The 21451-nt window shown below is 74.0% G+C and carries 17 protein-coding genes; 8 read left to right on the forward strand and 9 right to left on the reverse strand.

Features of this window, described 5'->3' with window-relative positions:
- Positions 1-174 precede the first annotated feature (174 nt).
- Together ACZ6AQ_RS26960 and ACZ6AQ_RS26965 are read left to right on the forward strand one after the other, a co-directional pair.
- Positions 175-1389 carry a CapA family protein gene (locus ACZ6AQ_RS26960; RefSeq protein ID WP_468763150.1) on the forward strand — a complete coding sequence of 405 codons (1215 nt, stop codon included), beginning with the start codon at positions 175-177 and terminating at the stop codon, positions 1387-1389.
- A 103-nt stretch (positions 1390-1492) separates the two neighbouring features.
- Entirely contained in the window at positions 1493-2362 is an 870-nt protein-coding gene (locus ACZ6AQ_RS26965; RefSeq protein ID WP_468763152.1) for a polysaccharide deacetylase family protein, read from the forward strand.
- 60 nt (positions 2363-2422) lie between these two features.
- Here the strand turns inward: ACZ6AQ_RS26965 and ACZ6AQ_RS26970 are convergent, their stop codons facing one another.
- Positions 2423-3085: a class F sortase gene (locus tag ACZ6AQ_RS26970; protein WP_388695794.1), complete on the reverse strand. Its 663-nt coding sequence runs from the start codon at positions 3083-3085 to the stop codon at positions 2423-2425.
- A gap of 399 nt (positions 3086-3484) precedes the next feature.
- On the opposite strand from ACZ6AQ_RS26970, the gene ACZ6AQ_RS26975 reads away from it, so the two are divergent.
- Positions 3485-4108, forward strand: a complete 624-nt coding sequence (locus ACZ6AQ_RS26975) for a hypothetical protein (RefSeq protein WP_468763154.1) — start codon at positions 3485-3487, stop codon at positions 4106-4108.
- A gap of 111 nt (positions 4109-4219) precedes the next feature.
- Here the strand turns inward: ACZ6AQ_RS26975 and ACZ6AQ_RS26980 are convergent, their stop codons facing one another.
- Complete coding sequence (locus ACZ6AQ_RS26980; RefSeq protein WP_388695799.1) at positions 4220-4792, reverse strand: hypothetical protein; 573 nt, start codon at positions 4790-4792, stop codon at positions 4220-4222.
- 235 nt (positions 4793-5027) lie between these two features.
- Positions 5028-5792, reverse strand: a complete 765-nt coding sequence (locus ACZ6AQ_RS26985) for a bestrophin-like domain (protein ID WP_388695801.1) — start codon at positions 5790-5792, stop codon at positions 5028-5030.
- A 1232-nt stretch (positions 5793-7024) separates the two neighbouring features.
- Between ACZ6AQ_RS26985 and ACZ6AQ_RS26990 the strand changes: the two genes are divergently transcribed.
- Together ACZ6AQ_RS26990 and ACZ6AQ_RS26995 are read left to right on the forward strand one after the other, a co-directional pair.
- Positions 7025-7837: an SAM-dependent methyltransferase gene (locus tag ACZ6AQ_RS26990; protein WP_468763156.1), complete on the forward strand. Its 813-nt coding sequence runs from the start codon at positions 7025-7027 to the stop codon at positions 7835-7837.
- Positions 7834-9999 carry a putative bifunctional diguanylate cyclase/phosphodiesterase gene (locus ACZ6AQ_RS26995; RefSeq protein ID WP_468763158.1) on the forward strand — a complete coding sequence of 722 codons (2166 nt, stop codon included), beginning with the start codon at positions 7834-7836 and terminating at the stop codon, positions 9997-9999. The genes ACZ6AQ_RS26990 and ACZ6AQ_RS26995 overlap by 4 nt, the downstream gene beginning before the upstream one ends.
- Before the next feature lie 45 nt (positions 10000-10044).
- Here ACZ6AQ_RS26995 and ACZ6AQ_RS27000 read toward each other — a convergent pair whose 3' ends face one another.
- Entirely contained in the window at positions 10045-10923 is an 879-nt protein-coding gene (locus tag ACZ6AQ_RS27000; RefSeq protein WP_388695810.1) for a LysR family transcriptional regulator, read from the reverse strand.
- A gap of 96 nt (positions 10924-11019) precedes the next feature.
- On the opposite strand from ACZ6AQ_RS27000, the gene ACZ6AQ_RS27005 reads away from it, so the two are divergent.
- Genes ACZ6AQ_RS27005 through ACZ6AQ_RS27015 form a run of 3 tightly spaced genes read left to right on the forward strand, consistent with a single transcriptional unit; the run spans position 11020 to position 14434 of the window.
- Complete coding sequence (locus ACZ6AQ_RS27005; RefSeq protein WP_468763160.1) at positions 11020-11745, forward strand: succinate dehydrogenase; 726 nt, start codon at positions 11020-11022, stop codon at positions 11743-11745.
- A gap of 2 nt (positions 11746-11747) precedes the next feature.
- Complete coding sequence (locus tag ACZ6AQ_RS27010) at positions 11748-13688, forward strand: fumarate reductase/succinate dehydrogenase flavoprotein subunit (RefSeq protein ID WP_468763162.1); 1941 nt, start codon at positions 11748-11750, stop codon at positions 13686-13688.
- A complete protein-coding gene (locus ACZ6AQ_RS27015) occupies positions 13685-14434 on the forward strand; it encodes a succinate dehydrogenase/fumarate reductase iron-sulfur subunit (protein WP_468763164.1) in 750 nt (249 codons plus the stop codon). Before ACZ6AQ_RS27010 ends, ACZ6AQ_RS27015 begins: the two co-directional genes overlap by 4 nt.
- A 29-nt stretch (positions 14435-14463) precedes the next feature.
- Here ACZ6AQ_RS27015 and ACZ6AQ_RS27020 read toward each other — a convergent pair whose 3' ends face one another.
- The 5 genes from ACZ6AQ_RS27020 to ACZ6AQ_RS27040 all read right to left on the reverse strand — a co-directional run bounded on the left by ACZ6AQ_RS27020 (position 14464) and on the right by ACZ6AQ_RS27040 (position 21410).
- A complete protein-coding gene (locus ACZ6AQ_RS27020; protein WP_468763166.1) occupies positions 14464-15570 on the reverse strand; it encodes an endonuclease/exonuclease/phosphatase family protein in 1107 nt (368 codons plus the stop codon).
- 6 nt (positions 15571-15576) lie between these two features.
- Positions 15577-16572, reverse strand: a complete 996-nt coding sequence (locus ACZ6AQ_RS27025) for a D-alanyl-D-alanine carboxypeptidase family protein (RefSeq protein WP_468763168.1) — start codon at positions 16570-16572, stop codon at positions 15577-15579.
- Between the two features lie 168 nt (positions 16573-16740).
- Positions 16741-18003 carry an ATP-binding protein gene (locus ACZ6AQ_RS27030; RefSeq protein WP_468763170.1) on the reverse strand — a complete coding sequence of 421 codons (1263 nt, stop codon included), beginning with the start codon at positions 18001-18003 and terminating at the stop codon, positions 16741-16743.
- A 14-nt stretch (positions 18004-18017) separates the two neighbouring features.
- Entirely contained in the window at positions 18018-18725 is a 708-nt protein-coding gene (gene cseB / locus ACZ6AQ_RS27035) for a two-component system response regulator CseB (protein ID WP_468763172.1), read from the reverse strand.
- 324 nt (positions 18726-19049) lie between these two features.
- Positions 19050-21410 carry an ATP-binding cassette domain-containing protein gene (locus ACZ6AQ_RS27040; protein ID WP_468763174.1) on the reverse strand — a complete coding sequence of 787 codons (2361 nt, stop codon included), beginning with the start codon at positions 21408-21410 and terminating at the stop codon, positions 19050-19052.
- Positions 21411-21451 lie beyond the last annotated feature (41 nt).

Below are 21451 nucleotides of genomic sequence, written 5' to 3' on the forward strand. Positions count from 1 at the left end.
GCGAACGGTCGCACCGAGCGGCGAATGGCACGGCGAGCGGTCAGGAGAAAGCGATGCGTCCGTTTCGGTGCGGTTCTTTCCTTTACGCGGCCTTGACCCTTGACTGCGCCTTTCCTCCGGGGATCAATTCATCAGAACAGGTGTTCATCACATGATTCGGGTGGAGCGTCGTCCATGCCCTCACGCACCAGATCCGTGGAGACGGCTCTGCTCGTCTCCGTCCTGCTCGCGGCGGCGACCGGCTGCGCGGTCGGGGGCGGCGCGTCCGGCGGCGCCGCCGTGCCGGGGGCCACCCCGCCGGGAACCGCCCCCGGACGGTCCGCCGTCCCTTCCGGCGCGCCCGGCGGGGCGTCCGCGCCCGCCGGGTTCACCCTGGTGGCCTCCGGGGACGTCCTTCCGCACGACTCCGTCATCCGCAGGGCGGCCGAGGACGCGGGCGGGCACGGTTACGACTTCCGGCCCATGCTCTCCGGCGCGAAGCCCGTCGTCTCCGGCGCCGACCTGGCCGTCTGCCACATGGAGACCGTGTACGGGGAGAAGGGCGGCCCCTACACCGGATACCCCGCCTTCAAGTCGCCGCCCGAGGTCGCCGCCGCGCTCGGGGCCACCGGATACGACTCCTGCTCCACCGCCTCCAACCACACCCTGGACGACGGAGCGGCGGGCCTCGGCCGGACCCTCGACGCCCTCGACCGGGCCGGTGTCCGCCACGCCGGATCGGCCCGCACCGCCGAGGAGGCGGCCCGGCCCGCCCTGATGGAGGCGGGCGGTGCCACCGTCGCCCAGCTCGCCTACACCTACGACACCAACGGCCGCCCGATGCCGGAGGGAAGGCCCTGGGCGGTCCGCCTGCTGGACGAGCGGCAGGTGATCGCCGACGCCCGCGCGGCCCGCGCCGCCGGGGCCGACGTGGTCGTCGTCAGCCTCCACTGGGGCACCGAGTGGCAGACCGAGCCGGACGAGCGGCAGCTCTCCCTCGCCCGGACGCTGACCGCCTCGCGGACCGGCGGCCGCCCGGACGTGGATCTCATCATCGGCACCCACGCCCACGTCCCCCAGGCGTACGAGAAGGTCAACGGGACCTGGGTGATCTACGGAATGGGCGACCAGATCGCCGGCGACATGGTCGACCACCGGGGGGTCGTCGACCCGCGCGGCAACCAGAGCAGCATCGGCCGCTTCACCTTCGCGCCGCCCAGGGCCCCCGGCGGACGCTGGGAGGTGACCAGGGCGGAGTTCGTCCCCCAGTGGTTCGACACCGCGCGCGGCAGGGTGGTCAACCTCGGTGCCGACGCCGGAGACCCGCGCCGGGCCGCGATCCGCGACACGATCCGGCGGGTCGTGCTCGGCCGGGGCGCAGGCGAGGACGGCCTCGTGATGGGCCGGTAGCGCGCGGGAACCCGCCGCCGGGCTGTCCGCCCAACGGGTGCTTTCGTACGGGCACGCGGTGTCGGTGAGCCGCGCGGCCCCTCGCCCGTACGAACCATTGGTCATGAAAAAGGATCAGATGCCCCACGGGCGCCGGGCGGTCCTGCGGCTCGCCGCCGCGCTCGGTGCCACCGCCACCGTCGGAGTCCTCACGGCGGACCGGCTCGCCGGGGCCGACCGGGCGGCCGACGCCTCCACGCCCCGGCACGCCCCGGGAACGGGACCCGCCCCGGCCGCCGGCCCGGGGGCGCGGACCGCCCGGCCGGCCCCGAACGCGTACCGCCTCCGGCCGATGACCGCCTACGCGCCCCCGGCGTACCGGCGCGCGTCGCCGCCCGTGCGGCAACGCCCCTTCCTCAGCGTGTCCGGGGCCGGCCGCACGATGGTGCTGACCTTCGACGACGGACCCGACCCCCGCTACACCCCCGGCATCCTGGACACCCTGCGCCGCCACGACTGCCGGGCGATGTTCTTCGTCTGCGGCGAGATGGCCGTCGAGAACCGGGACCTGCTGCGGCGGATGGCCGCGGAGGGGCACGTCGTCGGCAACCACTCGTGGTCCCACCCCCTGATGACCCGGCTGCGCCCCTCCCGCATCCGCGACGAACTGGGCACCACCAGCGAGGTCGTCGAACGCGCCCTCGGCACGGCCCCGCTCTGGTACCGCGCGCCCTACGGGGCCTGGAACCGGCACTCCTTCGAGATCGGCGCCGAACTCGGCATGGAACCGTTCGCCTGGACCGTCGACAGCCTGGACTGGACGGAGCCCGGCACCGACACCGTCGTCCGCCGCGTCCTCGACGGCGCGGCCCCCGGCGTCGTCGTCCTCAACCACGACGCGGGCGGCGACCGCTCCCAGAGCGTGGCCGCGCTCCGCCGCTACCTGCCCGAACTCCTCGGCGCCGGCTACCACCTCACCGTCCCCCGGCGCTGACGGCCGGTACGGAGGAAGGGCCCCGCCGCTCCGGGAGGCGGGGCCCTTCCGCGCGTCCGCTCAGCGGGAGCCGACCATACGGGCGAAGACGACCACGTTCCCGTCGTACCCCCGCGCGCGCGTGTACCCGCCGCCGCAGGTGATCACCCGGAGTTCCGGCTGCCCGGTGTCGGCGTAGACCCGCACGCCGGGGAAGTCGTCCTTCGCGTACACCTCGACGCCGTAGACCTCGAAGACCGCCACCCGTCCGTCGTAGCGCTCGACCTCGATGTGCCGGCCCTTCTCCAGGGAGCCGAGCCCGTAGAAGACCGCCGGGCCCCGCGTGTTGTCGACGTGGCCGACGATGACCGAGGTGCCCCGCTGGCCGGGAGAGATGCCGTTCTGGTACCAGCCGGCGAGGTTGGCGTCCTGGGGCGGGGGCGCCGCGACCCAGCCGTCCGCGTCCAGGCCCACGTCCATGATCGGGGCCGCGACCCGGATCGCCGGGATCTTGATCCGGGAGGCCGGGGCGAAGGGCAGCGGCTCCAGGCCGGTGGCCGCGGAGGGCGCCGGAGGGGCGACCGGGCGCGCCGCCGGCCGGGCCGCCGCGGCGGGCTGCGGAGGGCCGGAGGGGGTGTCCACCCCGTTGCGCATCATCGCGAGCCCGGACAGCATGGCGAGGGCCAGGACGCCCCAGGGGTGGCGTCTTCTGCGCTCGGGGACGCGGAAGTCCTTCGGGGGCATGGTTCTCCCTTCGTGGCGTCGTCAGAACGGTAAGGGTGACCGGACGGTCCGTCGCGCCGGGCGGCCCGAACGGGTGGGGACCGCCCCCGGTCGGGTGCCGGACCCCGCCGGAGGACGTACGGGGGCCGGATCCGGGCGGGAGCCGGGCGGGTGACGGGGCGCGACGGGCGGGTGACGGCGGGCTGACCCATCCGAGTAATCGTCGGATAAACCTTTCGGGCGGCCCTGAGCTGCGGTTCTGCCGCGTACGGTGCCCCGGCCCCGGCGTGTCGCCTCACCGGGGTGGCCCAGCGCCGATATGCGTGGTGCGTCACGAATGGTGATGGTTCGTCGTGGAGGGCGTACTCGTCGAAACTCCCGGAGCACCGCTTCGGGGCGTCTTCCACTGGAGGTTCAACCATGCGTGCTGCACGCACTCTGGCGGTGGCAGCCACCGCGATCGCGGCGGTCGGGCTCGCGGCCCCCCTCGCCGCCGCCACCAACGGTCCGGGCACCATCCTGCACGGCGGCTCCAACGGTGGTCCGAACAACGGTTCCAACGGTGGTTCCCACGGCGGCCCGAACGGGGGCGGCAACGGCGGCGGGAACGGCGGCGGCAACGGCGGCGGCTCGAACAACAACGGCCCGAGCAACGTCACCGTCAACCCCTTCGACGTCCACCCGGGATCGACGCTCACGATCACCGTCAGGGGCTGCGCCCGCGGCGGCACGGTCACGTCCAACGCCTTCCCCGAGACCGGCCTCGCGGGGAACTCCAACGGCTTCTCCAGCGCCGTCGCCCGGATCTACAACGACGCCACCCCGGGCAACTACAACCTGGCCGTCCGGTGCAACGGCAACTCCTCCGTGGTCACGCAGTCGTTCCGCGTCCTCCCGGGTCGCGGCGCGCAGGGCGGTCTCGGTGGCTCGCTGGCCCCCAGCTCCGCCGAGACGGCCGTCGGCGGCGCTCTCGTCGCCGCCGCCGCGCTGGGCGGCGGCCTCGTCGTCCTCCGCCGCCGCCGTGCGGCCGGTGCGGGAGCCTGACCGGCCGAACCTCCCGGCCGGCCCCCGTGTCCGTCGCCCCCGGGTCCCGTCGGGACCCGGGGGCGACGGCTGCCCGGGAGGGGCCGGACCGCCTCCCGTCACGCCCCCGGTTCAGTGGCGCCGGGTCGCGCCCGAACGGCGGCGCACCACGAGGAGGACGCCCCCCGCGGCGGCCAGGACGAGTGCCCCGCCCGCGGCCAGTTCGAGCGGTCCGGCACCGTCGTCCGCCGCACCGCCCAGACCGCCCCGGACGCCGCGCGAGGGCGTGAGGACGGTGGAGCGGATGGTCGGGACGGCCGTGGCGGGGGCGGGGGCCGCGGTGCCGCCGATCGTGAGGTCCACGGTGCCCTGGACGCCGCCCGTGCAGTTGAACGCCACCGTGTAGACGGCACCGGGCTTCACGTCCAGGTCCACGACGGCGGTCGCCGTCGAGCCCGGTGCGATGACGGCGGTGTCGAAGACGCCGGCCGCGGCCGTCGCCGTACTGGCGCAGCCGGGAGCGCTCAGCGTCACACGGCCGCCCGGGGTGACGACCGAGGGCGACACGACGAAATCGGCCTGGGCCTGGGCGCCCCGTGCCCGCGGGTGGGGTGCCGGGGCACCCGCCGCGACGGCGACGGGGGCGGCCAGGGCGATGGCGACCACCCCCGACAGGGCGGTGGACGCGACACGTATCGCGCGCATGTGAATCCTCCGGGTCCCGAGGGGCAGCCGCGGAAGGGGGTTCCCGCGAAGGGCCTGCGTGCACCTCGATGTCCGAAACGCTAGGAGCGCGTCACCGCGGCCGCGATCCCAGAGGTGCGAACGGGTCACGCGTGTCCCCCGCGCGGCCCGCCCCGGTGGCGGAATCCGCCGGGACCCGCCCGGAATCCGCCGCGGCCCGCCGGAGCCCGCCGGAACGCTCAGGAGCGCCCGGGGCTCACCGGTCGAGCCCCGGGAACAGGTCGGTGAACGGCGTGGCCGTGGCCGACATGCCCCGCCCGAACGGCGCGTCGAAGTCCCAGATCAGGAAGAGCAGGAAGGCGATCAGCACGCTGAAGAGCCCGGCGAGCAGCAGTTCGCGCCCGGTCCTGCGGATCTGCAGCGTGAAGATCAGGCCGACCGTCACCAGGGCGCCGATGATCAGGCCGAACCACACCACCCCGGGCATGGTGGCGCCCGCGTTCTGCCCCCGGGCGTTCCGGGCGTCGTCGGCGACGGCCACCTGGTCCACCAGCGGCTGGTACGCCTGGCCCTCGAAGTCGTTCGCCGGGCGGTAGTCGGTGACGCTCCGCCGCACCCGTTCCAGGAGCGCGGTGCCCTCGTCGCTCAGTTCGCCCGTCCCGGACATGTGCTTCCACTCGTCGTGGACCACGTAGGAGACGTACGCGTCGACGTCGGCGCGGATGCGGGCGCGGACCTCCTGCGGGTAGACCTCGGCGCGGGCCGAGATCTCGTGCAGCGCCTGGGCCTCCTGGCGCACCGTCTCCTGGGCGGCTCCCCGGGCCTCCCAGACGCCGGCGATGGCCAGACCGAGCACGATGGCGTAGATCACGCCGATCATCATCGTCATGTACTCGATGACGTCCGGCGTCTCGCTGGGGTCGTCGTCCTCGGGGATCCGGCGGTTGTTGATGACGACGATGGTGAGCACGACGGCGCAGGCGGCGGCCATCGCGAGGGACAGGACAAGCCATTCGGACACGGATTCCTCCGGCGGGATCAGCGGGAGCGGGGGCGCAGGATCGCGGTCGCGAGGACCGCGGGGGCGATGATCACCAGCGTCATGGTGACGACGGACGTGCCGCCCTCCGGCCTGGGCCGCGTGACGGGGCGGTAGTGGGGGAGCGCGACGGGCGCGGGGGCCGGCGGCGCGGGGCGCGCGGAGGGCGGGGGAGCGGCGGCTGACGACGACTCGGGCGGGGGCGTGCGCTCCGGCTCCGGCGTGGCGGGCGGCGAGGCGGTGGGGACGGGCGGCGGTGTCGTCCGCGCGGGGGGCGGCGGTGCCGTCCGTACGGGAGGCGGGGGCGGTGTCGTCGGTACGGGGGGCCGCGTCGTCGGTACGGGTGTGGGCGACGGCGTGGGCCGGGGCGGCGCGGGGGTCGTGGGAGCGGGCGTGGGGGACGGGGACGGCGTGGGCGTGGGCGTGGGCGACGGGCACGAGGGGGGTGGCGTGTGCGGCGGCGGGGTGTGCGGCGGAGGAGGAGTGTGCGGGCGCGGGCACCGGCCCGCCCCGGCGAACGCCACCGCCGCGGCCGGCCCGGCGGAACCGGACGTGGCGACGGCGCAGGCGTCGGCGGTGGCGGTGGCGGGGGAGGCGACCAGCCACACCAGTGCGAGGGCCGCCAGCGGTCGCGCGAGGGGAGATCCGTACGGAGACACCTGTCGAGCTTGATCACTGTCTTCGCGCGGTGGGGCGGAATGCCGGTGAATGCGCCGGACGAGGGATCTCCGGATGCGCGGACTTGACGCTTCCTCTCAGCGCGTACGCGGGGCGTTATGTTCCGTCACCGCGGCCTTCCGCGATTCCGCCCGGGTGACCGGACGGAGCCGGTGGACGGCCGAGACGAACAGTTCCGGCCTTCGGGAGAAGAACTGTCCGGTTGTCGCCGTGTCGAACGGTACGGTCGAGGCGCTTCCCGGGCCGGTGGTCCATGCCCCGCCGCGTCAACGCCGCAGGCCGCAGCGGTGTTCGCGCCTCTTCCGGACCCTTTCAGGACCGGTTCGCAAACCGGCGCACGCTCATATGCACGTGAATGTGCACGGGCCGAAGGCGCGAAGTCGGCGTTCCGGGAGCACGTGCCTTTGGCGTGTGACCAAGAACGGACCGCGAATTTCCGTTTCTGCTCGCTCTCTTGGCGGGCGATCAGTAGCCTCACCTCGAACACCGGCCGCGAACACATGGCCGTATCCCACGGCGACTTGTTGGAGACATTGATGGAGCGTCCCGCCTGGGCTCCGCCGGGTATCGACATTTCGGTGCCGAGCGTGTCCCGTATGTATGACTTCTACCTGGGCGGCTCGCACAACTTCGAAGTCGACCGGGAAGCCGCCCGCAGGGCCATGGAGTTCATGCCCGGACTGCCCAAGGTCATGCAGGCCAACCGCGCCTTCATGCGGCGCGCCGTGCGGTACGCCGTCGACCACGGCGTCACCCAGTTCCTGGACATCGGGTCCGGCATCCCCACCTTCGGCAACGTGCACGAGGTCGCCCGCGCCGCCGACCCGGCCGCGCGGGTCGTCTACGTCGACCACGACCCGGTCGCCGTCGCCCACAGCCGCGCCGTCCTGGAGGGCGACGACGCCGCCGCCGTCGTCTCCGCCGACCTGCGGAAACCGGCCGACATCCTGCACAGCCCCGAGACGGCCCGGCTCCTCGACCCGGAACGGCCGGTGGCCCTCCTCCTCGTCGCCGTCCTCCACTTCCTGGAGGACCACGACCGCCCGTACGAGGCCGTCGCCGAACTGGTCGGCGCCCTCGCGCCCGGCAGCCTGCTGGTCCTCACCCACGCCTCGTACGAGGGCGTCCCGCTCGAACAGGAGCGGATCGGCGGCGCCGTCGGCGTCTACCGGACCATCCACAATCCCCTGGTGATGCGCTCGGGCGACGAGATCGCCCGCTTCTTCGAGGGCACCGAACTCGTGGAACCCGGGCTCGTCCCGATGCCGCGCTGGCGGCCGGAGAGCCCGGTCGAGGAGGAGGACCCCTCCGCCTTCTCCGGCTTCGCAGGGGTGGGGCGCAAGGCGTGAAGGTCCCGTCCCAGCCGGCCGACGCCGACGCCGAGGCCGGCGGCCCGGAGGACAGGCTCAGGCGGTTCGTCACCATCTGGAGCCGCGCGATCTTCCCGGTGACCGCCACGTCGCTCACCCGCGCCGAGTTCGAGGGGCACCTGCTGCCGCCGGCCCGCGCCCTGTGCGACGCCCTGCTCGCCCGGCCCTTCGACACGGCCCCCGCCCAGCGCGCCGGCGCGGCCCTCGTCGCCGCCCACTGCACCGACCCGGACGCCCTCGGCCGCAGCCTCGGCGTCGTCGACTCGTACCTGGTGCTCTACTGCGGCACGGAGTCGGACCTGCCCGCCGAGGAACTCCGGGCCCGCTGCGCCCGGCTCCAGCACGCCGTCGCCACCGGCTACGCTCAGGCCCTCCGCGAGCGGACCCTCGCGGAGCAGGAGGCCATCGCCCGCTCCGCGCTCGCCGCCCGCACCGCCGCCGAGATCGCCCTGCACGCCACCGAGAGTCGCTTCCGCGCGGTCTTCGACGGGGCGGCGATCGGCATCGGCATCGCCGACCTCGACGGCAACCTCCTGGAGGTCAACGAGACCCTCACCCGCATGTTCGGCGGGATGGAGGGCCGGCTGCGCAGCCGGAAGGTCAGCGAGTGGGTCCACCCGGAGGACGGGCCGCACGTCTGGAGGCTGTACGAGGAGCTGGTCCGCGGCGAGCGGGAGCACTACCGGGTGGAGAAGCCGTACTACCGGGGCGACGGGACGGTCCTGTGGACCAACCTCACCGTCTCGCTCCTCCGGGACGCCGAGGGCCGTCCCCAGTACCAGCTGGCCCTCCTGGAGGACACCACCGAACGGCGCCTGCTCCATCTGCGCCTGCGGTACGAGGCCACCCACGACGCCCTCACCGGACTGCCCAACCGGACCCTGTTCTTCGAGCGCCTGGAGAAGGCGCTCGCCCCCGGAGACAACGCCCGCTTCGGCCTCTGCTACCTCGACCTCGACGGATTCAAGGCCATCAACGACAGCCTCGGCCACTCCACCGGGGACCGGCTGCTGGTGGAAGTCGCGGACCGGCTCCAGAGCTGTGTCACCGGGACCAACGAGATGGTCGCCCGGCTCGGCGGGGACGAGTTCGTCGCCCTCACCACCGGCTCCGGCGGCGAGCGGGACGCCACCGACCTCGCCGACCGCATCCTCGGCGCCCTCGCCGCCCCGATCGGCGTCGACGGCCGCGAACTCACCGTGCGCGGCAGCCTCGGCGTGGTCGAGGGCCCGGCGGGGGAGCGGACCCCGGCCGAGGTGCTGCGGAGCGCCGACATCACCATGTACCGGGCCAAGGCGGCGGGCGGCAACCGCTTCGAGCTGTCCGACCCCGAGGCCGACGCCCGCGCCATCACCCGGCACGGGCTCACCACGGCCCTGCCGGCCGCCCTGGAACGCGGCGAGTTCTTCATCGAGTACCAGCCCCTCGTCCACCTCGGCGACGGCAGCGTGCACGGCGCGGAGGCGCTCGTCCGCTGGTGCCACCCGCAGCACGGGGTGCTCGGCCCCGACCACTTCATCCCGCTCGCCGAGGACACCGGCCTCATCGTGCCGCTCGGCCGCTGGGTGCTCCAGGAGGCCGTGCGCCAGGCCCGCTTCTGGCGGAACCGGCACACCGACGGCGGCCCGCTCCGCATCAACGTCAACCTCTCCCCGACGCAGCTCCACCACCCGCGCCTGGTGGCCGACACCGTCGACGTCCTGGAGCGGTCCGGCCTCGAACCGGGCGCGCTCTGCCTGGAGGTGACCGAGTCCGCCCTGATCGGCGCCGACGAGGGCGTGCTGAAGCCGCTGCGGCAGCTCGCCGAGATGGGCGTCGACATCGCGCTGGACGACTTCGGCACCGGCTACTCGAACCTGGCCAACCTGCGCCGGCTGCCGGTGAGCGTCCTCAAGCTCGACCGCTCCTTCACCCGGGGCATGCAGCAGCATCCGGTGGACCCCGTGGACCTGAAGATCGTGGAGGGGATCGTCGCGCTCGCGCACAGCCTGGAGCTGGCGGTCACCGTCGAGGGGGTGGAGACGGGGGCCCAGGCGCGCCGGCTCCGCGACCTCGGCTGCGACACGGCCCAGGGCTGGTACTACGCCCGCCCCGGCGCCCCGGACCGCATCCACTCCCTGCTCCTGGCGGACGCGGTGTGACGTCCCGTTCCCGGGCGGGCGCGGCACCCGCCCGGGAACGGGACGTCAGCCGTACCGGAGCAGCATCCCCTGCAGTTCCCGCGCGGCCCTCGGCGGCGCCACGTCGCTGCGGTGGGCCAGCGCGATGGTGCGGCGCAGGCCCGGCGGGGCGAGGGGCGTCACCCGCAGGTCGCGGCCGGCCCGGGCGGCGACCATGGCCGGGACGACCGCGAGCCCCAGCCCGGCCCGTACGAAACCGAGCACCGCGTCCAGCTCCCCGCCCTCGACGGTGAACGAGGGCTCGAACCCCTCCGCCCGGCAGGCCGCCACCGTCAGCTCCCGCAGGTCGTAGCCGTGCCGGAACATCACGAGCGGCTGGTCGCGCAGGTCCGCGATCCGCACCGGGCGGCGGGGCCCCGGGGCCGAGGCGGCGGAGACGACCACCAGGTCCTCCCGGAGCAGTTCGACCGTCGTCAGCGCGGGTGACGGGGTCGGCAGCGGCAGTACCACGAGGGCCAGGTCGAGCGCCCCGCGCGCCAGCTCCCGCACGAGGTCGTGCGAACCGCTCTCCTGGATCAGCAGCTCGATCCCCGGGTGCAGGTCGTGAAAGGTCCGCAGCACGTCCGGGAGGAGTCCCGTGCACAGGCTCGGGGTCGCGCCGAGCCGCACCCGGCCCCGCTTGAGCCGGACCAGCTCCTGCACCTCCAGCCGGGCCGTCTCGGTGTCGGCGAGGATGCGGCGCGCGAGCGGCAGCAGGGCCTCCCCGGCGTCGGTGAGCGCGATGTTCCCCCGTGCCCGGCTGAACAGTTCCGCGCCCAGCTCCTGTTCGAGGGCCTTGATCTGCTGGGAGAGCGAGGGCTGCGAGACGTGGACGCGCTCGGCGGCCCGGGTGAAGTGCCGCGTCTCGGCCACCGCGACGAAGTAGAGGAGCTGCTGGAACTGCATGGTCCCAGCGTAGGCGATGTGAATAGGTCCAGCCTATCGAGATCAGCCGAACCATGTCTTGGACCTCTCGGGGTCTCCGGTCCTAGCGTCGGAGGCATGGCACTGGCACCCACGGGGGACCGGACGACGGGCCGACCGCCGTCCCCCGCACCGTCACGCGGATTCCTCTCCTCGACGCTCGGCAGGAAGACGGTCATGGCCGTCAGCGGGCTGATCATGCTCGGCTACCTCGTCGCCCACGTCGCCGGGAACCTCAAGGTCTTCTTCGGCCCCGACGAGTTCAACGGGTACGCCCACTGGCTGCGCGTCATGGGCGCCCCGCTCCTGCACCACGAATGGGCCCTCTGGATCGTCCGGGCCGTGCTGCTCGCCGCCGTCGTCGCCCACGCCGTCTCCGCGTACCAGCTCAGCCGGCGCGACATCCGGGCGCGCCCCGTCGCCTACGTCCACCGCCGCGGGCGGGCCTCGTACGCCACCCGCACCATGCGCTGGGGCGGGATCGTCCTCGCCCTCTTCGTCGTCTGGCACGTCCTCGACCTGACCACCGGCACCGTCCACACCGGCGGCTTCGAGCAGGGCAGGCCCTACCAGAACGTCGTGGACACCTTCTCCACCTGGTACGGCAACGCCGTCTACATCGTCGCCATGCTCGCCGTCGGCCTCCACGTCCGCCACGGCTTCTGGAGCGCCGCCCAGACCCTGGGCGTCGGCACCGCCCGTCGCGAGCGCCTCCTCCGGGGCCTCGCCAACGGCCTCGCGCTCGTCCTGACCGCGGGCTTCGTCTCCGTCCCCGTCGCCGTCATGACCGGAGTGGTGAGCTGACCATGAGCTTCGTCGATTACGCCACCGGTGAGCCGATCACCGACACCAGGGCCCCCGCCGGACCCGTCGCCGAACGCTGGGACACCCGCCGCTTCGAGGCGAGGCTGGTCAACCCGGCCAACCGCCGCAAGCACCGGATCATCGTCGTCGGCACCGGCCTGGCCGGCGGCTCCGCCGGCGCCACGCTCGCCGAACAGGGCTACCAGGTCGTCCAGTTCTGCTTCCAGGACTCCCCGCGCCGCGCCCACTCCATCGCCGCCCAGGGCGGCATCAACGCCGCCAAGAACTACCGCAACGACGGCGACTCGGTGCACCGCCTCTTCTACGACACCGTCAAGGGCGGCGACTTCCGGGCCCGCGAGTCCAACGTCCACCGCCTCGCCCAGATCTCCGTCGAGATCATCGACCAGTGCGTCGCCCAGGGCGTCCCCTTCGCCCGCGAGTACGGCGGCCTCCTCGACACCCGGTCCTTCGGCGGCGTCCAGGTCTCCCGCACCTTCTACGCCCGCGGCCAGACCGGCCAGCAGCTCCTCCTCGGCGCGTACCAGGCGCTGTCCCGGCAGATCGCCGCCGGGCGCGTCGAGATGCACGCCCGCACCGAGATGCTCGACCTGATCGTGGTCGGCGGACGGGCCCGGGGCATCGTCGCCCGCGACCTGGTCACCGGCGCGGTCTCCACCCACTACGCCGACGCCGTCGTCCTGGCCACCGGCGGCTACGGGAACGTCTTCCACCTGTCGACGAACGCGATGAACTCCAACGCCACCGCCGTCTGGCGGGCCCACCGGCGCGGCGCGTACTTCGCCAACCCCTGCTTCACCCAGATCCACCCCACCTGCATCCCGCGCACCGGCGACCACCAGTCGAAGCTGACCCTGATGAGCGAGTCGCTGCGCAACGACGGACGCATCTGGGTCCCGAAGGCCCAGGGCGACACCCGCCCCGCCGCCGAGATCCCCGAGGACGAGCGCGACTACTACCTGGAGCGCCTCTACCCCTCCTTCGGCAACCTCGTCCCCCGCGACATCGCCTCCCGCGCCGCCAAGAACGTCTGCGACGAGGGGCGCGGCGTCGGCCCCGGCGGCCAGGGCGTCTACCTGGACTTCGCGGACGCGATCCGGCGGACGGGCCGCGGGGCCGTCGAGGAGAAGTACGGCAACCTCTTCGACATGTACCAGCGGATCACCGCCGAGGATCCGTACGAGGTCCCCATGCGGATCTACCCCGCCGTGCACTACACGATGGGCGGCCTCTGGGTCGACTACGACCTCCGGACCACCGTCCCCGGCCTCTTCGCGATCGGGGAGGCCAACTTCTCCGACCACGGGGCCAACCGGCTCGGCGCCTCCGCCCTCATGCAGGGCCTCGCCGACGGCTACTTCGTCCTGCCCGCCACCCTCAACGACTACCTCGCCCGCCATCCGCACGCCGAGCCGGTCGACGACGACCACCCGGTGGTCCGGAACGTCCTCGCGGAGACCGAGGACCGGCTGAACCTGCTGCTCTCCGTCGGCGGCGACCGCACCCCCGACTCCTTCCACCGCGAACTCGGCGAACTCCTCTGGGAGCACTGCGGAATGGCCCGCACCGAAGAGGGCCTGCGCACGGCCCTCGCCCGCATCCCCGGGATCCGCGAGGAGTTCTGGCGCCGGGTCAGGGTCCCCGGCAGCGGTGAGGAGTTCAACCAGACCCTGGAGAAGGCCAACCGGATCGTCGACTACCTGGAACTGGCCGAACTGATGTGCCTCGACGCGCTCCACCGCGCCGAGTCCTGCGGCGGCCACTTCCGCGAGGAGTCGCGGACGCCCGACGGCGAGGCGGCCCGCCGCGACGACGCGTTCGCCTACGTGGCGGCCTGGGAGTTCACCGGCGCCGCCCCCGTCCTCCACAAGGAGGAACTGACCTTCGAGTACGTCCACCCCACCCAGCGGAGCTACGCATGAGGCTCAACCTGCGCGTCTGGCGCCAGCGGAACGCCGGCGCGGACGGCGCCATGGTCACCTACGAGGTGGACGGCGTCTCCCCGGACATGTCGTTCCTGGAGATGCTCGACACCCTCAACGAGGAACTCGTCCTGCGCGGCGAGGACCCCGTGGCCTTCGACCACGACTGCCGCGAGGGCATCTGCGGCGCGTGCAGCCTCGTCATCGACAGCGACGCCCACGGCCCCGAACCCACCACGACCTGCCAGCTCCACATGCGCTCCTTCCGCGACGGCGACACGATCGACGTCGAACCCTGGCGCGCGGCGGCCTTCCCCGTCGTCAGGGACCTGGTCGTCGACCGCTCCGCCCTCGACCGGATCATCCAGGCCGGCGGCTACATCACCGTTCCCACCGGCGCGGCCCCCGAGGCGCACGCCACCCCCGTCCCCAAGGCCGACGCGGACTCCGCCTTCGAGCACGCCGAGTGCATCGGCTGCGGCGCCTGTGTGGCGGCCTGCCCGAACGGCTCGGCCATGCTCTTCACCTCCGCCAAGGTCAACCACCTCAACGTCCTGCCGCAGGGCTCGCCCGAACGCGAGACCCGGGTCCTCGACATGGTCGCGCAGATGGACGCGGAGGGCTTCGGCGGCTGCACCCTGGCGGGGGAGTGCGCGACGGCCTGCCCCAAGGGCATCCCGCTGCCGTCGATCGCGGCGATGAACAAGGAGTGGCTGCGGGCGCACCGGAAGGGGCGCCGCGGCTGACGCGGGCCCCGGACGTGCCGGACGTGCCGTCACCGGTCCGCGCCGGCGGCCGCGTCCGGGCCGAGGGCGATCCGGGCCGCCACCGGGAGGTGGTCGCTCGACGTCGCGGGCAGCTCCCACGACGAGGTGGCCCGTACGCCCCGGACGAGGATCTGGTCGATCCGGACCACCGGGAAGCGCGCGGGCCAGGTGAAGCCGAGGCCCGTGCCCGCCGAGGAGTGGGCCGGGACCATGCGGGAGGTGAGCGGCCGCAGCGCGCGGTCGTCGGTGGAACCGTTGAAGTCCCCCATCACGACGGCACGCGGGGCGTTCTCGGCCCGTACGGACGCGGCGAGAAGGCCGAGCGCCTCGTCGCGTGCGCGCGTGGTGAAACCGGACGGGCCGACACGGACGGACGCGAGGTGCGCCACGTGGACGTCCAGCGGGCCCGAGGGGGTCTCCACCGTGGCACGCAGGGCCCGGGTCCACGGCATGATCGGCAGGGCGCGGGCGTCGCGCAGCGGGAAGACGCTCCAGATGCCCACCGTGCCCTGGTAGAAGTGGTACGGGTACGAGGGCGCCAGGATCCGTTCGTACGCGGGCGCCGTGGCGGGGCTCAGCTCCTCCAGGGCGAGGACGTCCGCCCCGGACGCGAGCAGGCTCCGGGCCGTGCCCCCCGGATCGGGGTTGTCCTGGTTGACGTTGTGGCTGACGAGGGTGAGGTCCCCGCCGGGCCGCGGGTCGTCGACGAACGCGCCGCCGAAGACCGCCAGCCAGGCGGCGGCCGGCAGCGCCAGGGTCACCGCCGCCACGGGTGACCGGCGCAGGAGCGCCACGACCAGGAGCGCCACGACCGCGAGGCCCGTCCAGGGGAGCAGGGTCTCGATCAGGCTGCCCAGGTGGGCCGGGTCGTCGGGGATCGCTCCGTGGCCGAGGAGGACCAGGGTGAGGAGCGCGGAGAGGACGGCCGTCGCCCTTCCCCGCCGGAGTGTCCGGGACGGCCGCAAGAGGCGGAAGGAACGGAAGGAGCGGAAGGGGCGGAAGGAACGGAACGGAGGGCGCGGGGGCGGTGCCGGGCTCCCGGCCGTCGTGCCCGGCGGCGGCTCCCGCCGCGCGTCCGGAACCGTCACGCCGTTCTCCACCGGTGTCGTCGTCATCCCCGCTCAGCTCCCCGACCGCGAGGAGGCCAGGCGGCCGCGGAGCCCGTCGATCAGCGCACGGCTGTTGTCCAGGGCTGCCCGGAGCCCCTCACCGGCCGTGGTGCCCGCCCGCTGGTGCAGGACCGCGCCCAGGAGCAGGCGGGTCCCGCCGTCGGTGCGGACCTCGGAGGCCCAGAGGAGATTGCCGCCCGCCGGGGTGCTGGAGCCCGTCTTCAGGCCGACGACGCCCGAGTCGCCGAGCAGGGAGTTGGTGTTGGAGACGGGACCCGTACCGGGGACGGTGACGGACCGGCTCGCCACGATCTCGCGGAAGACGGGGTTCTTCATCACCTCCCGGGCCAGCTTCAGCTGGTCGACCGCCGTGCTCGTGGTGGTGACCTCGATCCCGCTGGCCCCCGTGTAGACCGAGCGGTCCATGCCCAGCTCGTCCGCCGCCCGCCGCATCTTCCTCACGAACGCCTCCTGGCTGCCGGAGTCCCAGCGGGCCAGCAGCCGGGCGATGTTGTTCCCGGAGGGGATCAGCAGCAGCTCCAGGAGCTGACGCTGGGAGTACTTCTGGCCGGCCGCGACCGGAACGGTCGACTCGCCCCCGACGCCCACCTCGTGCGCCGCCTCCCGGTCCACCTCGATCAGCGGGCCGGGTTCGCCCGGCCGCAGCGGGTGTTCCCGGAGGACGACGTGGGCCGTCATCACCTTCGCCAGGCTCGCGATCGGCACCGGCCGCTGCTCGCCCCGCGTGCCGAGGGAGCCCCCGCCCTCCAGTTCGACCGCGGTCTGGCCGTCCGACGGCCACGGGACCGTGCCGTCGTCGACGCTTCCCGCCCGGCCGCCGTGCGGCTCGGCGGAGGAGGCGCCGGCGGCGGTGGCGGACGGGGAGGGGGAACCGTCCGGCGCCGCGGTGGCGGCGACACCCAGCGCGGTCAGGAGGACCAGGGCGGACACACCGCCCACGAGGCGGCCGCGGCGGGTGCGGGGAAGACGGGCGGGGGAAAGGGACACGGCAACCAACTCCGGGCTCTGACGCGTGTGATCCGTACGCCGAGAAGACTCCGGGAGCGGTTCGTCGGGACCGTGGAGGGCGGAGCGCCACGGGGGCTCGGGAACCCATCGGTCGTGTATCGGACGGGGCCCGCCGCCGGGCGGACGGCGCCGCTTCCGGCCCACGCCCTACGGCCGGGCGGCGGACCCGTCCGCGTCCGGGACGCCCTCCGGCAGGCGCAGCACCGCCACCGCCCCGCCGTCCCCGGGGTGGTTGGCGAAGTCCAGCGACGCCCCGATCACCCTGGCCTGCCCGCGCGCGATCGTGAGGCCCAGACCGTGACCGCGCCCCCGCTCGGCCGCGCCCGTGCGGAAGCGCTGGGGTCCGTGCGCCAGGAGATCGGCGGGAAAACCGGGCCCGTGGTCCCGGACCGTGACCGTCCGGTCCGTGACGGTGACCTCCACGGGACCGGCACCGTGCCGGTGGGCGTTGACGACGAGGTTGGCGACGATGCGGTCCAGGCGGCGCGGGTCCGTGTCGGCGACCGGGGCGCCGACCGCCGTCACCCGCGCCGTGAGACCGGTCCTCGCCACCGACTCCCCGACGAGTTCGGCCAGGTCCACCGCGCGCGACCACGACCGCTCGGCGCCCGCGTCGAGACGGGAGATCTCGAGCAGGTCCTCGATCAGGTCGCGCAGCACCCGGGTCCGGTCCCGCACCAGGTCGGTGGCCTCCCCCTCGGGCAGGAGGCCGGCCGAGGTGACCAGCCCCATCAGCGGGGTGCGCAGTTCGTGCGCGACGTCGGCGGTGAAGCGCTGCTCGCTCGCGATGCGTTCGCGCAGGCTGTCGGCCATCGAGTCGACCGTGGCCGAGATCTCGGTGATCTCGTCGCCCCCGCGGCTCCCCATCCCCGTACGCGCGTCCAGGTCGCCCGCCGTGATGCGCCGCGCCGTACCGGCCACCCGGCGCAGCCGCCGCGCCGGCAGTTCGGTCGCGAGGACCGTGATCGGCACCACGAAGGCCAGGGTGACCAGGGAGTACTTCCACATGTGCCGGTCCAGGGCGCGCCGGGTGAGCAGGTCGGAGGTCATGTCGACCTCGACCGCGTACACCTGCCCGCCCTCCTTCTTCGCGGCCCAGAAGGCGGGGGCGGGGGGCCCCTCCTCGTAGAAGGTGCCCAGGCCGTGGAGCTCGACCTGGCGCAGGAGGGGCTCCGGAAGCTCGCCCTCCGTCACGAGGGGCGGTTCCCGCCGGGCGTCCCGGGCGTCCTGGATCGCCGCGTCCAGTGTGCTGACGGCTTTCCCCGCGCCCTCGTGCATCGATCGCCGCAGGGTCGACTCGTGCACCAGGACACCGACGGTGAGCGCCATCGCGGCGCAGGCCAGGGTCACCAGGAAGACGGTCTTCCAGCGCATCGAGCGGGGGTTCAGAAGGGCGCGCGTGATCGGCATCTCGGGTCTCCGGGTCAGCGACGCAGCTTGTAGCCGAAGCCGCGGACCGTCTCGATGCGGTCGGCGCCCACCTTCTTGCGCAGGCGCTGGACGCACAGGTCGACGACCCGGGAGTCGCCGTCCCAGCCGTAGTCCCACACGTTGCGCAGCAGGGTCTGGCGGTTCAGCACGATCCCGGGGTGCGCGGCGAACTCGAGCAGCAGCCGCAGTTCGGTCGGGGCCAGCGCGATCTCCTCGCCGCCCCGGTACACCTCCAGGGCCGCCGGGAGGACGGTCAGGTCGCCGAAGACCAGCCGGTCGGCCGGCCCGGGTTCCGAGGCCGGCTCCTCCCGCGCCGGCGGCACGAAGGTGGCCCGGCGCAGCAGCGAGCGTATCCGGGCCACCAGGACCGAGGTGTCGACGGGCTTGACCACGTAGTCGTCGGCGCCGGCCTCCAGGCCGGAGACCACGTCGAGGGAGTCGCCGCGCGCGGACATCATCAGGATCGGGTCCGTGCCGGTCTCCCTGATCCGGCGGCACAGCCCGATGCCGTCCAGGCCCGGCAGCATCACGTCGAGCAGCAGCAGGTCGAAGCGGCCCTCCCGGAACAGTTCGAGGCCGCTCAGCCCGTCGCCCGCCACGACCACGTCGTAGCCGTAGCGTTCCAGGGCCATCGCGACGGACCGGCGGATCACCTCGTCGTCTTCGACGAGCAGGATCGTCACGGGGGCGGGGTCAGGCATGTGCGTCCATCGGGTGAGGTGCGGGGCGGGGCGGCGCGGTGCGGGACGGCACCGCGGTCCTCCATCATGCCCTGCCGGACGGAGGACCGTGCGGGCCGGTGGTCCGGGGGAGCGGACAGGACGCGGCCCCCCAGCAGGGCCGATGCCGTACGGATGCACGGCCGCGCGGTCACGGACGCACGGCCGAGCGGTCACCGCCGCGCGATCGAGCGGTCGGGGACGCCGACGCGCGCGGCGGACTCGTACGTCCCCGGGGGGAGGCACGGGCGCGCCACCGTCACGGGGTGCGGAAGGCCACGCGCCTCCACCTCTCCGGACGGTTCCTCAGGACCGCCCGGAGAGGGCGCGGGCCAGATAAGGGGCGGTGCGGCTGTCCGCCGCGCCCGCCACCCGGTCCGGAGGGCCCGCCGCCACGATCCGCCCGCCCCGGTCCCCGCCGCCCGGACCGAGGTCGATCACCCAGTCGGCGGTGGCGACCACGTCCATGTCGTGCTCGACGACGACCACCGAGTGCCCGGCGTCCACGAGGCCGTGGAGCTGGCGCATCAGGACCTCGACGTCGGCCGGGTGCAGTCCGGTCGTCGGCTCGTCGAGCACGTACAGGGTGGGGGAGCGGTGCGGTCGCTGGAGTTCGGAGGCGAGCTTGACGCGCTGGGCCTCGCCGCCGGAGAGCTCCGTGGCGGGCTGGCCGAGCCGCAGGTAGCCGAGGCCCACGTCGAGGAGGGCGCGCAGGCTCCGCGCGGCGGCGGGGGTCTCCTCGAAGAAGGCGGCGGCCGACTCCACGGTCAGGTCGAGGACCTCGGCGACGGTGAGGCCGCGCAGCCGCACCCGGAGGGTCTCGGGGTTGTAGCGGGCCCCGTGGCAGTCGGGGCAGGGCGCGTACGTACTCGGCAGGAAGAGCAGTTCGACCGAGACGAACCCCTCGCCCCGGCAGGTCTCGCAGCGCCCGCCGGGCACGTTGAAGGAGAAGCGTCCCGCCCCGTACCCGCGCGCCACCGCCTCCTCCGTCTCCGCGAACAGCTTGCGCACGACGTCGAAGAGGCCCGTGTACGTGGCGAGGTTGGAACGCGGGGTCCGGCCGATGGGGCGCTGATCAACCGTCACCAGGCGGGTTCCTTCGGCGAGTTCACCGGTCAGCGCGTCCACGAGGGTGGACTTGCCCGAGCCGGAGACGCCCGTGACGGCGGTGAGCACGCCGAGGGGGAAGGCCGCCTCCACGTCCCGCAGGTTGTGCCGGGTGACCGGTCCCGTCCGCAGCCAGCCCGCCGGTTCGCGCACCGCCCGCGCCGGAGCGGCCTCCCGGCCGAAGAGGAACCGCCGCGTCGCGGACTCCTCGACGCCGGCGAGTTCGCCGGGCGGCCCGCTGTGCAGCACCCGCCCGCCGTGCACCCCGGCGCCCGGCCCCACGTCCACCAGCCAGTCGGCGTGCCGGACCACGTCGAGGTGGTGCTCCACGACGAAGACCGAGTTCCCCGCCGCCTTGAGCCGGTCGAGGACCACGAGCAGGGCCTCGGTGTCGGCCGGGTGCAGCCCCGCCGACGGCTCGTCGAGGACGTACACCACGCCGAACAGGCCCGACCGCAGCTGGGTGGCGAGCCGCAGCCGCTGCAGCTCGCCGTTGGAGAGGGTGGGGGTGGCGCGGTCCAGGCTCAGGTAGCCGAGGCCCAGTTCGCTCACGGTGCCGATCCGGGCGACCAGGTCCTCGGTGAGCACCCGCGAGGTCTCCGTGGCGTCCGCCGCCGTGGCCGCCGTCGCGAGGAGACCGGCCAGGGCCGTCAGGGGCAGCGCGGCGAGTTCGGCGACGGTCCGGCCCGCGAAGGTCACCGCCAGCGCCTCGGGCCGCAGCCGCCCGCCGCCGCACACCGGGCACGGCGCGGCCGTGAGGAAGCGCTCGGCCTTCGCGCGCAGGGAGGGGCTCTTCGAGTCGGAGAAGGTGCGCAGGACGTACCGCCGGGCGCTCGTGTACGTGCCCTGGTACGGGCGCTGGACGCGCCCCGCCTCCCGCACCGGGTGCACGGTCACGACCGGCTGTTCGTCCGTGAAGAGGATCCACTTCCGGTCCTCGGCGTCCAGCTCCCGCCACGGCCGGTCGACGTCGTGGCCGAGCGCCGCCAGGACGTCCCGCAGGTTCTTCCCCTGCCAGGCACCCGGCCAGGCCGCGATCGCGCCCTCGCGGATCGACAGGTCCGGGTCGGGCACGAGGAGTTCCTCACTGGTCTCGTGGATCAGCCCCAGGCCGTGGCAGGAGGGGCACGCACCCGCCGCCGTGTTGGGGGAGAAGGCGTCGGAGTCGAGCCGTTCCGCTCCCTCCGGGTAGCGGCCCGCGCGCGAGAACAGCATCCGCAGCGAGTTGGAGAGGGTGGTCACGGTGCCGACGGAGGAGCGGGCGTTCGGCGACGACCGGCGCTGCTCCAGGGAGACCGCAGGGGGAAGCCCGGTGATCTCGCCGACGGCCGGCGCCCCCACCTGGTGGATCAGCCGTCGCGCGTACGGGGCGACCGACTCGAAGTAGCGCCGCTGGGCCTCGGCGTAGAGGGTGCCGAAGGCGAGGGACGACTTGCCGGACCCGGAGACGCCGGTGAAGACGACCAGCGCGTCACGGGGGATGTCGACGTCGACCCCGGCGAGGTTGTGCTCGCGGGCGCCTCGGACGCGGACGTAGGGGTCGTGCGGGCTGTCGTGCATGACCTGATTTTAGCCACTATCCGTCTATTGCTCCGGATGAG

Source organism: Streptomyces sp. NPDC041191 (assembly GCF_055591945.1).

Coding starts and splice junctions, on each gene's coding strand:
- ACZ6AQ_RS26960 (WP_468763150.1), top strand. CDS start 175: ATGCCCTCACGCACCAGATCCGTGGAGACGGCTCTGCTCGTCTCCGTC.
- ACZ6AQ_RS26965 (WP_468763152.1), top strand. CDS start 1,493: ATGAAAAAGGATCAGATGCCCCACGGGCGCCGGGCGGTCCTGCGGCTC.
- ACZ6AQ_RS26970 (WP_388695794.1), bottom strand. CDS start 3,085: ATGCCCCCGAAGGACTTCCGCGTCCCCGAGCGCAGAAGACGCCACCCC.
- ACZ6AQ_RS26975 (WP_468763154.1), top strand. CDS start 3,485: ATGCGTGCTGCACGCACTCTGGCGGTGGCAGCCACCGCGATCGCGGCG.
- ACZ6AQ_RS26980 (WP_388695799.1), bottom strand. CDS start 4,792: ATGCGCGCGATACGTGTCGCGTCCACCGCCCTGTCGGGGGTGGTCGCC.
- ACZ6AQ_RS26990 (WP_468763156.1), top strand. CDS start 7,025: ATGGAGCGTCCCGCCTGGGCTCCGCCGGGTATCGACATTTCGGTGCCG.
- ACZ6AQ_RS27000 (WP_388695810.1), bottom strand. CDS start 10,923: ATGCAGTTCCAGCAGCTCCTCTACTTCGTCGCGGTGGCCGAGACGCGG.
- ACZ6AQ_RS27005 (WP_468763160.1), top strand. CDS start 11,020: ATGGCACTGGCACCCACGGGGGACCGGACGACGGGCCGACCGCCGTCC.
- ACZ6AQ_RS27010 (WP_468763162.1), top strand. CDS start 11,748: ATGAGCTTCGTCGATTACGCCACCGGTGAGCCGATCACCGACACCAGG.
- ACZ6AQ_RS27015 (WP_468763164.1), top strand. CDS start 13,685: ATGAGGCTCAACCTGCGCGTCTGGCGCCAGCGGAACGCCGGCGCGGAC.
- ACZ6AQ_RS27020 (WP_468763166.1), bottom strand. CDS start 15,570: ATGACGACGACACCGGTGGAGAACGGCGTGACGGTTCCGGACGCGCGG.
- ACZ6AQ_RS27030 (WP_468763170.1), bottom strand. CDS start 18,003: ATGCCGATCACGCGCGCCCTTCTGAACCCCCGCTCGATGCGCTGGAAG.
- cseB (WP_468763172.1), bottom strand. CDS start 18,725: ATGCCTGACCCCGCCCCCGTGACGATCCTGCTCGTCGAAGACGACGAG.
- ACZ6AQ_RS27040 (WP_468763174.1), bottom strand. CDS start 21,410: ATGCACGACAGCCCGCACGACCCCTACGTCCGCGTCCGAGGCGCCCGC.